This window comes from Mesorhizobium sp. L103C105A0 (assembly GCF_000502215.1).
Lineage (GTDB): Bacteria > Pseudomonadota > Alphaproteobacteria > Rhizobiales > Rhizobiaceae > Mesorhizobium.
Genome location: NZ_AYXF01000006.1, coordinates 70,191 through 84,300 on the forward strand (window position 1 = coordinate 70,191; position 14,110 = coordinate 84,300).

Here is a 14,110-nt window from a genome sequence, read left to right on the forward strand (position 1 = left end):
CTACTTCCGCAGAGCCATCGGTCGTCCGAGCAGAAACCGGATGAAGTTGCCTGCGGTCCGCGGCGCCATGCGGGGCTGCGTCGCCTGTCGTGGCGCGCTTTGCCTTCGCGCTGGCACCTTGGGTTCGACACCCGGTCGGCCCACCGTGAAGGAGGGCCCCGAGACCGGCTTCCCCCTCAACACGTTGGCGGCGTTGTTGTCATGGATGACGATGCACCATTGCGCGCCCTTCGATGCCGCCACGACGGTGTTGAAGCGCGTCGCCATTTTTGCGTGGTGCTCGCTGTAGACGCCGCTCATCGCCGGCGATCTCCTTTCGACCAGCGTGCCGAACGCCGACGTGACATAGTCGTGGTGCGTGTAGCGTCCGCTTGCCGTGTCGAAATTCTGGCCGTCCGGAAAGGCAATGTAGAGCGGCTGCAGGTCCACCACACGCTTTTCGATCTCCCGGCGCGCGTAGTGCTCGACGCGCTCCATGAAGGTCGGCGCCAGCGCGTCGTCGCTGTCGAGCCGCGTGAGCGAAACATAGTCGGCATCGGTATCGGCCTGGACGAAGGCATTGAAGCGATCATTGTAATCCTCGCCGGCCTCGACAAGGATCGGCCTGACGTCGACACCGGCCACGCAGCTGCACACGGTGCGAATATAGTTCTCGTGCGTATCGGCATCGAACGCCACAAGGACGGTAAAATCCTTCAGCGACTGGCCTTCGAGCGACGACGCGCAATAGGTGTCGAACAACGCCAGGCGCTCGACCAGCCAGACCGGGTCGAGATTGGCGCGGCCCTTTCCGTCCCACTGGCTTGGCTTGAAGCCAGCGGCGATGTTGTAGCGTATGGCGATGTATTTCTTCAGGCCGGTGTCCATGGACCGACACTTAGTACATTCCGCTGATCTGCGACAACCAACGGCTGAGCGGCCACCCTCCCCCTTGTTGGGAGGGTCGGCTCGCGGTCGGAGCGAAGCGGAGATGGCGAGACGGGGTGGGGGTGAGCGCTGACGGTCGGCGAGGACCCCCACCCCGCTCCGCTACGCGGATCGACCCTTCCCCACAAGGGGGAGGGTAAGCGCACTTCAAATATGCAGCGCGTGGCCCAGCGCCTTCAGCGCCGCTTCCTGGAAGCCTTCGCCTTGCGTCGGATGCGCATGGATGGTCCCGGCGATATCCTCCAGCCGCGCGCCCATTTCCAGCGCCAGGCCGAACGCCGCCGCCAGTTCCGACACGCCTTGCCCGACCGCCTGGATGCCCAGCACCAGATGGTTGTCCGCGCGGGCGACAACACGAACAAACCCGTCCTCGCCGAGTTTCGTCATCGCCCGGCCGTTGGCGGCGAAGGGGAACTGGCCGATCTTGATTTCGCCTGAAGCCTTCGCCTCCTCCGGCGTTAGCCCTGCCGTCACCAGCTCCGGATCGGTGAAGCAGACGGCCGGGATCGAGCGCTTGTCCCAGCTGCGCTTGTGGCCGGCGACGATCTCGGCCACCATTTCGCCTTGCGCCATCGCCCGGTGCGCCAGCATCGGCTCGCCGGTGACGTCGCCAATGGCATAGATGCCGCGCATCGAGCTGCGGCACTGGTCGTCGATCTTGATGAACTTGCCGGCCACGTCGAGATCGATCTGATCGAGGCCCCAGCCCTCCGTCACCGGCTTGCGGCCGACCGTGACCAGGATCTTGTCTGCCGCGATTTTGGTGCTCTTGCCGTCCGCGGTCTCGACCAGCAGCGCGTCGCCCTTGACCCCCTTGGCCTTGGCGCCAAGCATCACCTCGACGCCGATCTGGGCCAGCCGTTTCACCACCGGCCGGGTCAGTTCCGCATCATACTGCGCCAGCACGCGCGGCAGCGCCTCGACCACGGTCACCGCGGCGCCCATTTTGGCGAACGCCATGCCGAGTTCCAGCCCGATATAGCCGCCGCCGACCACGGCGAGCTTTTTCGGCACCTCGCCGAGAGCCAGCGCTTCTGTGGATGAAATCACCGGGCCGCCGAACGGCAGGAACGGCAGTTCCACCGTCGCCGAGCCGGTGGCGATCACAACCGTTTCGGCGCGGATGATCTGGGTGCCGGTCTCGGTCTCGACCGCGACGGTCTTGCCGTCGCGGAACGTCGCCCAGCCATAGACGGTCTTGACCTTGGCCTTCTTCAGTAGCCCGGCAACGCCCCCGGTCAGCCGGCTAACAATGCCGTCCTTCCACGCAACCGTCTTGCCGAGATCGAGCACGGGCGCTGCTACCGAGATGCCGAGCGGACTGCTGCCGCCGGCCATATGCGCGACCTTCTCGAACTCTTCCGCCGCATGGATCATCGCCTTGGACGGGATGCAGCCGACATTGAGACAGGTGCCGCCCGGTTTGCCGGCTTCAACGATCACAGTATCGATGCCGAGCTGGCCGGCACGGATAGCGCAGACGTAGCCGCCGGGCCCGGCGCCGATGACCAGCAGCTTGCAGGAGATTTCTTTCATGGCGTGACCCTTTGATGCGAGGGAATGTTCCGTCGCGATCCTTCGCGCCCCCCTCTGTCCTGCCGGACATCTCCCCCACGAGGGGGGAGATCAGCAGCTTCTTCGCTTCGCTCATTCCTGCAACGATGGAGATTGGCGAAACCCTGCGTGACGTCCAATCTCCCCCCTTGTGGGGGAGATGCCTGGTAAGGCAGAGGGGGGCGCTGTCCCGCCGTCATCTCGGTCGTTCCGCCCCTCAATCCACAAATATCAGCGCTGGCGTCTCAATCAGCGCCTTGATCCGCTGCACAAACACCGCCGCATCCCAGCCGTCGACCACCCGGTGATCGAAGCTCGACGACAGGTTCATCATCTTGCGCGGGATGAACTTGGTGCCGTCCCAGACCGGCCGCACCATCATCTTGTTGACGCCGACGATCGCCACCTCAGGATGATTGATGACCGGCGTCGTCGCCACGCCGCCCATGGCGCCGAGCGAGGTAATGGTGATGGTCGATCCCGACAGCTCGTCGCGGCTGGCCGTGCCGGACTTCGCCGCTTCGGCCAGGCGGTTGAGCTCGGCCGCGCAATCCCAGAGGTCGCGCGCCTCGGCGTGCTTGACCACCGGCACCACCAGGCCCGACGGCGTCTGCGCGGCAATGCCGATATGGACGCCGCCATGCTGATGGATGATGCCGGCCTCGTCGTCGAACAGCGCGTTGATGTTGGGCTGGTCGGCAATCGCCTTGACCATCGCCCGCATCAGGAACGGCAGCAGCGTCAGCTTCGGCCTCTCCACACCCTTGCGCTTTTCCTTGTTGAGCGCCGCGCGCAACTCCTCGAGTGCTGTGACGTCGATCTCCTCGACATAGGTGATGTGCGGGATGCGTGACTTCGCCAGCGACATTTTTTCGGCGATCTTGCGCCGCAGTCCGATGACCTTGATATCCTCGACGCTGTCATTGCGCGCCAGACCCGACGCCTTCGCTACCTGCGGTCCGCGTGCCAGGAATGCCTCGATATCTTCGTGGCTGATGCGGCCGGCAGGGCCGGTACCCGACACCTGGCGCAGATCGATCCCCGCCTCCTTCGCCCTGAGCCGGATGGCGGGCGACGCCAGGGGCTTTTCGCCCTCCGGGCGCGGCGCGCCGGAGGGTGCCGCACCTTTAGATGTCGGCGCAGTACCCCCGCCCCTGGCCCCTCCCCACAAGGGGGAGGGGGATTCAGTCTCAGCTGCCCGTGCGCTTTTGGCTGCTGGTGCAGGTGGTGGCGACTTGGCGTCGGATTTCGTGGCCGAAACGCCTCCCTCTTGTGGGGGTCCGGAGGACGGGCGAGACCCGTGGCTCGCCTCGGCAGGGGTGGGGGTGCTCTTGGCGCTGGCCTCGCCCGGCAGCGCATCCTTCACATTGCCTTCACCCGCCACCTTCAGCCGCACGATCGGCGAGCCGATCGCCACCGTGTCGCCGATCTCGGCGCCCAGCCACAGAATCTCGCCATCGACCGGCGAAGGTATTTCCACCGTCGCCTTGTCGGTCATCACGGCGGCAAGCACCGAGTCCTCGCGCACGAGGTCGCCGACCTTGACGTGCCACTCCACAAGTTCGGCCTCGGCGACGCCTTCACCGACATCCGGCAGCTTGATGATGTGTTCGCCCATCCCTAGGCTCCCATGGTTTCGAGAAGCGCGCGGCCGACACGGGCCGGCCCCGGGAAATAATCCCATTCCTGCGCATGCGGGTAGGGCGTGTCCCAACCGGTGACGCGCGCCACCGGCGCTTCCAGATGGTAGAAACAATTTTCCTGCACCAGCGCCGACAGCTCGGCGCCGAAGCCGGAGGTCAGTGTCGCCTCGTGCACGACGACGCAGCGTCCGGTCTTCTTCACCGAAGCGACTATCGCGTCGAGATCGAGCGGCAGCAGGGTCCGCAAATCGATGATCTCGGCATCGATGCCGGTTTCTTCCACGGCCGCCTGCGCGACATAGACCATGGTGCCGTAGGCGAGCACGGTGACGGCCGAGCCCGCCCGGCGGATCGCCGCCTTGCCGAGCGGCACCGTGTAATGGCCGTCGGCGACCTCGCCCAGTTCATGCTTCGACCATGGCGTCACCGGTCGGTCGTGATGGCCATCGAACGGTCCGTTATAGAGCCGCTTCGGCTCCAGAAAAATCACCGGATCGGGATCCTCGATCGCCGCGATCAGCAGCCCCTTGGCATCATGAGGATTGGACGGCACCACCGTCTTCAGCCCCGACACATGGGTGAACAGCGCTTCCGGGCTCTGGCTGTGCGTCTGGCCGCCAAAGATGCCGCCGCCGGTCGGCATGCGGACCACGATCGGACAGGTGAAATCGCCGTTCGAGCGGTAGCGCAGGCGTGCTGCTTCCTGCGTCAGCTGGTCGTAAGCCGGGTACATGTAGTCGGCAAACTGAATTTCCACGCATGGCTTCAGCCCATAGGCGGCCATGCCGATGGCGGAGCCGACAATGCCGGATTCGTTGATCGGCGCATCGAAGCAGCGGGTCTTGCCGTACTTCGCTTGCAGGCCTGCCGTGCAGCGGAAGACACCCCCGAAGAAGCCGACATCCTCGCCATAGACGATGACGCGTTCGTCGCGCGCCATCGACACGTCCATGGCGTCGCGGATCGCCTCGATCATGGTCCGTCTCGGCATGGTCAGACTCCCGCCTGCTGGCGCTGGCGCCTGAGATGCGGCGGCATCTCGGCAAACACGCCCTCGAACATCTCGCGCGTCGACGGCTTGCCGCCGGCATGCAGCGTGCCGTGGCCTTCAGCTTCCTTCTGCGCCGCGATCACCGTCTCGAGGATTTCCGCTTCGGCCTGGGCGTGACGCTCGTCCGACCAGACGCCGCGTTGGATCAGATGGTTCTTCAGCCGCATCACCGGATCGCCGAGCGGCCAGGCGTCGGATTCCGTCTTCGGCCGATAGGCCGACGGATCGTCCGAGCTCGAATGCGCGCCGGCACGGTAGGTGACATATTCGATCAGCGTCGGCCCGAGATTCTGCCGCGCCCGCTCCGCCGCCCATTTGGCCACGGCATGCACGGCGAGATAATCATTGCCGTCGACGCGCAGCGCCGGAATGCCGAAGCCGAGGCCGCGCGCGGCAAAGGTGCCGGAGCCGCCACGCGCAATTCCTTGAAACGTCGAGATCGCCCACTGGTTGTTGACGACGTTGAGGATGACCGGCGCCTTGTACGTCGAGGCGAACACCAGTGCGGAATGGAAATCGGATTCGGCCGTCGAGCCGTCGCCGATCCACGCCGCCGCGATTTTCGAATCGTTGCTGATAGCGGAAGCCATCGCCCAGCCGACCGCCTGGATGTATTGCGTCGCCAGATTGCCGGAGATCGAGAAGAAGCCATGCTCCTTCGACGAATACATGATCGGCAGCTGCCGCCCTTTGAGCGGATCGGCCTCGTTGGAATAGATCTGGTTCATCATCGTGACCATCGGATAGCCGTCGGCGATGAGCAGGCCGGCTTGCCGATAGGTCGGGAAATTCATGTCGCCTGGCGCCAGCGCCTTGCGGAAAGCGCAGCTCACCGCCTCTTCGCCCAGATGCTGCATGTAGAACGAGGTCTTGCCCTGGCGCTGCGCCATCTGCATGCGCGCATCGAAGCTGCGCAGCGTCATCATGTGGCGCAACCCCTCGAGCAGCTCCTCGTCGGTGAGCAGCCCGGCCCACGGCCCGACCGCCTCACCGGTGCGGTTGAGCACGCGGATGATCGAAAACGCCATGTCGCGGATGGTGCGCGGATCGACATCGATGTCCGGTCGCGGCACCGAGCCCGCCTTGGGGATAGGCACGTTGGAGAAGTCGGGCGTTCCGCCCGGCCGCACTTCCGGCTCCGGCACATGAAACCGCAACATCCCAGCATCGGTCATGACCATCGTCCTCCCATGTTGCCCGGTGGTGGATATTTGCACATCCGCGCGGCCGGCACAGCGCCAATTCATCGGGCCTCGAACCCAACCCGGCATCTCGGCCGTCAAGCGACCGCAAGATGCAGATATGGCCGCGAAATTTCTTGTCGATGTTTTGAGGCGGGGCGCAATTTGGCGCAAGATTGCGGGCGATTGCCGCCAGATACGAGCGCGACTGACCTTCTCCCCTTGTGGGAGAAGGTGGATTGCCGCGAAGCGGCAAGACGGATGAGGGGTGTTCCAGCGGAGTGAGACGTTGGTGCCTTCTGGAACACCCCTCATCCGTCGCCTTCGGCGACACCTTCTCCCACAAGGGGAGAAGGGAAGACCGCTTCTCCGTTCACTCCGCCCTCTCCCCATGCTAACCAACGCTAATGGCGCAGAAAAAAGGATACGAAGTCGATTCGTGGCTGGCGAAGCCGGAAGCGCGCATATCGATCGTCCTGCTTTACGGACCCGACCGCGGCTTGGTCGCCGAGCGGGCCAAAACCTTTGCCGCGAAAACTGGCCTGCCGCTCGACGATCCGTTTTCCGTCGTACGGCTCGACGGCGCGGAGGTCGATCGCGACCAGGGCCGGCTGCTCGACGAAGCCCGGACCGTGCCGATGTTCTCCGACCGGCGGCTTCTGTGGGTGCGCAACGCCAGCGGCCAGAAGCCGCTGGCTGAGGACGTCAAGGCGCTGACCGCGGAGCCCGCGCGCGACGCGATCATTCTCATCGAGGCCGGCGACCTGAAAAAAGGCGTCGGGCTGCGCGCCGTGGTCGAGGCGGCCGACAACGCCATGGCGCTGCCTTGTTATGCCGATGAAGCGCGCGACATCGACAGCGTCATCGACGACGAGTTGCGCAAGGCCGGCATGTCGATGGCGCTCGATGCGCGCCAGGCGCTGCGCCGCAATCTCGGCGGCGACCGGCTGGCCTCGCGCGGTGAAATCGAAAAGCTGGTGCTTTACGCCCACGGCCAGAAGGACATTGGCCTCGATGACGTCAGGGCGATGTCCGGCGACGTTTCCGGCGCCTCCTTCGACGACGCGGTCGATGCTGTGCTGGAAGGCAAGATCGGTGACTTCGACACCGCCTTCACCCGCCACTGCCTGTCCGGCGGCCATCCTTTCCTGGTACTGTCCTCGGCGATGCGGCAGCTGCAGCAGCTTCAGGTCATGCGCGGCCAGATGGACACCGCCGGCCGCAACGCCGCCTCGGCAGTGGCCGGCGCCCGTCCGCCGGTGTTTTTCTCGCGGCGCAAGCTGGTGGAGAAGGCGCTGGAGCGCTGGAACGTCGAGGCGCTCAGCCGCGCGCTGAACCGGCTGCAATCGGCCGTGCTGCAGACCAGGCGCAGGCCGGATTTGTCGGAAGCGCTGGCGCGGCAGGCGCTGCTCGGCATTGCGGTGGAGAGCGCGAGGCTGGCGCAGCGGTGATCTCCCCCCTTGAGGGGGAGATGTCGCCAAAGGCGACAGAGGGGGTCGCGGCGCGTGGAGCGCTGGCGCCTTTCGCAACGACGAACGAGGTCGGCGCTTGATGGGAGACGACCCTTCTGGCCTGCCGGCCATCTCCCCCTCAAGGGGGGAGATCAGCAGTTCGATCCCTTCGGCAATCGCCAATAAAAAGAAGGGCCGGCAACCGCCAAGCCCTTTCTTCATCCTAAGCCAGAACTTCATTCGCCGGCTAAATATGGCGCAACCCCAACCCTCTACCGCTCATCCTTCAACCGCCGGCATAGCTCGTCGAGCTGCTCCAGACTGCGGTAGTCCACGCGGATCGCGCCGCCTTTGCCCTTGTGCTCGATGGTCACGATCATGCCGATCGTGTTGGTCATCAGCCTTTCCAGCGCCAGCGTGTCGGCATCCTTGCCCGATGCGCCGTGTGCTGGTTTTGCCTTGGGCGGCGTGCCGCCCGCCGGCATCTGCGCCAGCGCCTCAGCCTGGCGCACCGAAAGCCCTTCTTCGACGATCTGCTTGGCTAGCCCGGCGGGATCCTGCGCCGTCACCAGCGTCCGGGCATGGCCGGCCGACAGCACGCCGTCGACCAGCATGTCGCGGATTACGTCGGGCAGCTTCAACAGCCTGAGCGTGTTGGCGACGTGGCTGCGGCTCTTGCCGATGACATTGCCGAGGTCGGCCTGTGTGTAGCCGTGGTCGTCGATCAACTGCTGGTAGCCGAGCGCCTCCTCGACCGGGTTGAGATCGGTGCGCTGGACGTTTTCTATGATCGCCAGTTCCAGCGCTGTGCGGTCGTTGACGTCGCGCACGATGATCGGGATCTCGGTCAGCCCGGCGCGCTGCGCCGCCCGCCAGCGCCGCTCGCCGGCGATGATCTCGTAGCGCCCGGCCTGCGTCGGCGAAGGCCGCGCCACCACCGGCTGCACGACGCCATGTTCGCGAATCGATTGCGCGAGATCCGTCAGATCGGCGTCGCCGAAATGCCGGCGCGGGTTTTTCGGGTTCGGGCTCAGAAACTCGATCGGCACCTTGCCGTCGGCATTCAGGCCTGGCTTTTCGGCCGCTGCCACCGGGCGGTCGATCTCCCCGATCAGCGCCGCCAGTCCACGCCCCAGTCTCTTTCTCGAAAGGTCTTCGCTCATCTCAATTCCAGATTCTTGATCGTTTCGTGCCGGATCGCTTTGTTTATCGACCCTGCCTAATCATGCAGCGCGCAATTTTCGCTCGCGGCGGATCACTTCGGATGCCAATTGCAGATAGGCCTGGCTGCCGGAGCATTTCAGGTCGTAGAGGATCGCCGGCTTGCCATAGGAGGGCGCCTCGGACACTCGCACATTCCTAGGAATGATGGTCTCGTAGACCTTGTCGCCCATATGTGCCCGCACGTCCTGAACCACCTGGTTGGCGAGGTTGTTGCGGCCGTCATACATGGTCAGCACGATGCCCTGGATGATCAAGTCCGGATTGATCGAACGGCGCACCTGCTCCACCGTTTCCAGGAGTTGGCTTAGCCCTTCCAGCGCGAAGAACTCGCACTGCAGCGGCACAAGAACAGAATCGGCTGCCGCCATTGAATTCAAAGTCAAAAGGTTGAGCGAGGGCGGGCAGTCGATCAGCACATAGCCGAACGGCGCACCGCGCTCGGTGGCGGCGCGCAGCGCGTTGCGCAGCTTAAGCACGCGATCCGGCGCCGAGGCGATTTCCATCTCGATGCCGAGCAGATCGAGCGTCGACGGCACGATCGACAGGCCGGGCACCGCCGTTGGAATGGCCGCCTCTTCCAGGCCCAGTTCGCCGGTCAGCACATCGTACGAGGAGACGGTGCGGTCCTTGCGGTCGATACCGAGACCCGTCGAGGCATTGCCTTGCGGGTCGAGATCGACGATCAGCACCTTTTCGCCGATCGCGGCCAGCGCCGTGGCCAAATTGATGGCGGTGGTTGTCTTGCCGACGCCGCCCTTCTGGTTGGCGACGGTGATGATGCGAGGTCCGGTTTTCATGGGTCTGTGCCAGGTATTCATGTGGGCCAGGTATTCATTGCGTCGCCAAGGTTGCGAAGGAGAGCTTACGCAGTCTGCAGATCGGTCACTTCGAGGATGACGCCATGGGCGTCGGTCATGCTCGGATGTTCTACCAGATCGAAAGCCCAGCGGTGAGTGCTTTCTTCCACCTCGGAGCGGTAATCCCGGCCTTTGTGGAACAGCGCCCGCGATCCCTTGGTCAGCCACGGCGCCGACAGATCGAGCAGCGCCGGCAGCGCGGCCAGCGCCCGCGCCGTGATGATTTCCGGTGCGGAAACAAGCGCATAGCTGTCGTCGATGCGCCGCGCGACAACCCGCGCCGGCAAACCGAACTGGCCTATCATCGCTTGCAGAAAGGACGCTTTCTTGCGGTTGCTCTCGACCAGATCGATCGATGCGCCGTCGCGCTCGACCAGCAGGAAAGCCAGCACCAGGCCCGGAAAACCGCCGCCCGAACCGAGATCGGCCCAGTGTTTGGCCTGCGGGGCGATTCGCGCCAGTTGCGCGCTATCCAGAATGTGGCGGCCCCAGACATCGTCCAGCGTCGACGGCGCGGCCAGATTGATGCTTCGGTTCCATTTCAGGAACAGCTTTTCGAACGCCACCAGGCGATCGAATGTTTCACGTGAAACCGGTCCCGCAGCCTCTTGCAGGCTCGCCCATGAGGCAGCGCTCACGCAACGGCCCTTTGGGCGGCCGATTCGGCGTTGCGAACGTGCGCGACGATGATGGCCAGCGCCGCCGGCGTCATGCCTTCCATACGCTGCGCGTCAGCGATCGACCGGGGCTGACGCGCTAGCATCTTCTGCTTCAGCTCATTGGACAGGCCAGGAACATCGGCGAAATCCACCGACGCCGGGATCAGCCGGCTTTCCTCGTGGCGGATTTGTGCGACATCTGCCTGCTGGCGATCGAGGTAAACCGAATATTTCGCTTCCGTTTCGAGCCGCTCAGAGGTTTTGACGTCGATTGCGCCAAAGGCCGGCGCAACACGGGCCAGCCAAGCTATATTGACGCCGGGATAAGCGAGCAATTCGTAGGCGGAGCGGCGCACGCCGTCCCTGTTGATCTCCAGCCCATGCCGCGCTGCTTCGTTGGGCGTCATCGTTGTCGCAGCTGCGAGTTCGCGCGCCCTATCAAGATCCTGTGTGACTTGATTGAACCGCCGCGTTCGCTCCGGCGACACGATACCCAGCCGATTTGCCAGAGGCGTAAGCCTTTCATCGGCATTGTCGGCGCGCAGCGATAGGCGAAACTCCGCCCGCGAAGTGAACATGCGGTAGGGCTCGGCAATGCCGCGGCTGGTGAGGTCGTCGACCATCACACCGATATAGGCTTCGGTGCGGCTGAGCACGATTTGGTCGTCGGCCGCCGCCTTGCGCGCGGCGTTGAGCCCGGCGAGCAGGCCCTGCGCTCCGGCTTCTTCATAACCGGTGGTGCCGTTGATCTGACCGGCGAGGAAAAGCCCCGCAATACGTTTGGTCTCAAGCGTCGGCTCCAACTCGCGCGGATCGACATGGTCGTATTCGATGGCGTAGCCGGGCTGCAGCATGGTCGCGCGTTCCAGGCCCGGGATCGTCTTCAGAATGTCGAGCTGGACGTCTTCGGGCAGGGAGGTCGAGATGCCATTGGGGTAGACGGTGTCATCGTCCAGCCCTTCCGGCTCCAGGAATATCTGATGACCTTCTCGATCGCCGAACTTGACGATCTTGTCTTCGATCGACGGGCAGTAACGTGGACCTACGCCTTCGATCGAGCCGGAATACATGGCCGAGCGGCCGAGATTGGCGCGGATCAGCGCGTGCGTCGCCGGCGTCGTACGCGTAATACCGCAATGGATTTGCGGATTCTTGATTGTGTCGGTGAGCAGCGAGAACGGCACTGGATGTTCGTCGGCCGCCTGGCTTTCCAGCGACGCCCAGTCGATGGTGCGGCCATCGAGCCGCGGCGGCGTGCCGGTCTTCAGCCGTCCAAGCGCGAAACCGGCGCGGCTCATCGTCGCCGACAGGCCAAGGCTCGCCTGCTCGTTCATCCGCCCGGCGACAATCTTCCTGTCGCCAATGTGGATGAGGCCGCGAAGAAAGGTGCCGGTGGTCAGCACCACGGCGCCGCACGCCAACCGGCGCCCGCCGGCCAGGCGCACAGCGGCGACCCGTCCATCCACGATGTCGAAGTCCAGAACCTCGCCTTCGACGACGTCGAGACCGTTCTGCTGCCGAATCGCTTCCTGCATGGCCAGCCGATACAGCTTGCGGTCGGCCTGCGTGCGCGGCCCGCGCACGGCAGGGCCTTTGCGGCGATTGAGCAGGCGGAATTGGATGCCGGCAGCATCGGCGATGCGGCCCATCAGCCCGTCCATGGCGTCGATCTCACGCACCAGATGGCCCTTCCCGAGGCCGCCGATCGCTGGATTGCAGGACATGACACCGATCGTGTCGAAGCGCAGCGTCACCAGCGCGGTCCTGGCGCCGGCGCGCGCGGCAGCGCTCGCAGCCTCGCACCCGGCATGGCCACCGCCTACCACAACCACGTCATAGTGATCGATCATTGTCCCTTCCAGATTCAGAGATTTCCCGACACATGTCCCCACGAGAGGACGCTGTCAAGGATTGCAGGTTGATTCGTTCACGTGGACCGGAGTGCTGAAAGCCGCAGAGGTGTTTCACGTGAGTCATGGAAGCGGCGAAGCCTCGTTTGGCGCTGCCCCTTATCTATCTTCCGGCATCTTCTCCCCATGAACGGGGACAATGAGGGGCGGTGCAGGCTTTCGGCCACTTGCCCTTTTGCCAACCGTCTCGTTTCACGTGAAACGCACTTGGGCGGCCCCTATGTTTCACGTGAGTCACTCATACCAGCGCCCCGTCATGTTTCACGTGAGTCACTTTCCAATGCAAAACTGCGAAAAGATCACGTCCAGCAGGTCCTCGACATCCACCGCGCCGACAATCCGGCCAAGTCGGTCCGCCGCAAGACGCAGCTCCTCCGCCCGTAGCTCCTGGCCGCACTCTTGCCCCGACAAAGCCGAGATCAGAAAGCGCCTGGTCTCATTGAGCAGCTCCACATGCCGCAACCGAGACGGCAGGATGTCACCGGCATCGCCGATAGCAGCCGCGGCGCGCCTGCCGATCTCAGCCAGCAGTTCAGCCAAACCAGTGCCGTCCACCGTCGATATCAACGCATCATACGCCTCTGATCGCGGCGAACCTTTCAAGAGATCGACCTTGGTGCCGATTCTCAAAGCCGGGGCGTCAACAGGCATGTTGCCGATCGCAGTAGGGTCCGCCAGATCTTCCAGCAACAGCACCAGGTCAGCCGTATGCGCCTTGGCCCGCGCCTTTTCGATACCGATCGCTTCGATCTTGCCGGGCGACTCGCGCAGGCCCGCGGTGTCGGTTACCCTGACCCGCACTCCGTGGAGATCCAGCACCACTTCGAGCAAGTCCCGCGTCGTGCCGGGCTCGTCGGTAACAATCGCCGCCTCACGCCTGGCCAGCGCGTTGAACAGGCTGGATTTGCCGGCGTTCGGTGCACCGAGGATGACAACCTCAAACCCGTCACGGATGATCTCGGCGGCATGGAAGCCATCGACATGCCGGCCGATCTCGCCCACCATTGCGCGCACATCGGACCAAACCGTGTCCGAAACCGAACCGGGCACGTCGTCTTCGTCGGCGAAGTCGATTTCCGCCTCGATCATCGCCCGTGCATGGATCAGCCGACGGCGCCAGCCAAGATAGAGTTCGCTTTGCACTCCTTCGGCATTCTGCACGGCAAAGCGCCGCTGCGCTTCGGTTTCGGCGTTGACCAGATCGGCCAACGCCTCCGTCTCGACCAGATCCAGCTTGCCGTTGAGAAGAGCCCGGCGCGTAAATTCACCAGGTTCCGCATGACGCACGCCGTCAAACCCGGCAATGATCTCCAGCATCTTGCTGGCGACGGCGCGGCCGCCATGGACGTGGAACTCGGCGACATCCTCGCCGGTAAAACTGTTCGGCCCCGGAAAAAACAGCACCAGGCCGTTGTCGATAAGCGACCCGTCCACTGTTCGGAGCTTGCGCAGGGTCGCAACCCGGTCCTTGATCATGCCGTCGGCAACCGTTTCGACAGCGAATCGAGTTCTTGGTCCGGAGATGCGGATGACAGCGATGCCGGCAGGCAGGCGGCCGCTGGACAGCGCAACAATCGAATCGCCTGAAATCATTTGCCCGTTCTCACCGGTCGCCTAGCTGTCCGGTCGACAATCCCACAGTATGCGGCCGTC

At 64.2% G+C, this 14,110-nt stretch carries 11 protein-coding genes; 1 reads left to right on the forward strand and 10 read right to left on the reverse strand.

What is annotated here, in order from left to right:
• From X727_RS147090 to X727_RS147070, 5 genes are all read right to left on the reverse strand, one after another.
• The gene (locus X727_RS147090; RefSeq protein ID WP_023834535.1) at positions 1–867 is read right to left on the reverse strand and encodes a glycosyltransferase; all 867 of its coding nucleotides are present in this window, start codon (positions 865–867) and stop codon (positions 1–3) included.
• A 207-nt stretch (positions 868–1,074) separates the two neighbouring features.
• A complete protein-coding gene (gene lpdA / locus X727_RS147085) occupies positions 1,075–2,463 on the reverse strand; it encodes a dihydrolipoyl dehydrogenase (RefSeq protein WP_023710314.1) in 1,389 nt (462 codons plus the stop codon).
• A gap of 235 nt (positions 2,464–2,698) precedes the next feature.
• A complete protein-coding gene (locus X727_RS147080) occupies positions 2,699–4,099 on the reverse strand; it encodes a dihydrolipoamide acetyltransferase family protein (protein WP_023834536.1) in 1,401 nt (466 codons plus the stop codon).
• A gap of 2 nt (positions 4,100–4,101) precedes the next feature.
• Complete coding sequence (locus tag X727_RS147075) at positions 4,102–5,115, reverse strand: alpha-ketoacid dehydrogenase subunit beta (RefSeq protein WP_023672171.1); 1,014 nt, start codon at positions 5,113–5,115, stop codon at positions 4,102–4,104.
• A 2-nt stretch (positions 5,116–5,117) separates the two neighbouring features.
• Positions 5,118–6,350, reverse strand: a complete 1,233-nt coding sequence (locus tag X727_RS147070; RefSeq protein ID WP_023687602.1) for a 3-methyl-2-oxobutanoate dehydrogenase (2-methylpropanoyl-transferring) subunit alpha — start codon at positions 6,348–6,350, stop codon at positions 5,118–5,120.
• A 413-nt stretch (positions 6,351–6,763) separates the two neighbouring features.
• Between X727_RS147070 and holA the strand changes: the two genes are divergently transcribed.
• Positions 6,764–7,807, forward strand: coding sequence for a DNA polymerase III subunit delta (gene holA / locus X727_RS147065; protein ID WP_023728721.1), 1,044 nt, complete (start codon positions 6,764–6,766; stop codon positions 7,805–7,807).
• A 272-nt stretch (positions 7,808–8,079) separates the two neighbouring features.
• Here the strand turns inward: holA and X727_RS147060 are convergent, their stop codons facing one another.
• The 5 genes from X727_RS147060 to mnmE form a co-directional block, all read right to left on the reverse strand.
• The gene (locus tag X727_RS147060; RefSeq protein ID WP_023692912.1) at positions 8,080–8,970 is read right to left on the reverse strand and encodes a ParB/RepB/Spo0J family partition protein; all 891 of its coding nucleotides are present in this window, start codon (positions 8,968–8,970) and stop codon (positions 8,080–8,082) included.
• A gap of 60 nt (positions 8,971–9,030) precedes the next feature.
• Positions 9,031–9,828 (reverse strand): ParA family protein, encoded by a 798-nt coding sequence (locus tag X727_RS147055; RefSeq protein WP_023672118.1) that lies wholly within the window; start codon positions 9,826–9,828, stop codon positions 9,031–9,033.
• 65 nt (positions 9,829–9,893) lie between these two features.
• Positions 9,894–10,526, reverse strand: a complete 633-nt coding sequence (rsmG, locus tag X727_RS147050; protein ID WP_023672117.1) for a 16S rRNA (guanine(527)-N(7))-methyltransferase RsmG — start codon at positions 10,524–10,526, stop codon at positions 9,894–9,896.
• Positions 10,523–12,397, reverse strand: a complete 1,875-nt coding sequence (mnmG, locus tag X727_RS147045) for a tRNA uridine-5-carboxymethylaminomethyl(34) synthesis enzyme MnmG (protein WP_023672116.1) — start codon at positions 12,395–12,397, stop codon at positions 10,523–10,525. The genes rsmG and mnmG overlap by 4 nt, the downstream gene beginning before the upstream one ends.
• A gap of 330 nt (positions 12,398–12,727) precedes the next feature.
• A complete protein-coding gene (gene mnmE, locus X727_RS147040) occupies positions 12,728–14,050 on the reverse strand; it encodes a tRNA uridine-5-carboxymethylaminomethyl(34) synthesis GTPase MnmE (protein ID WP_023672115.1) in 1,323 nt (440 codons plus the stop codon).
• Positions 14,051–14,110 lie beyond the last annotated feature (60 nt).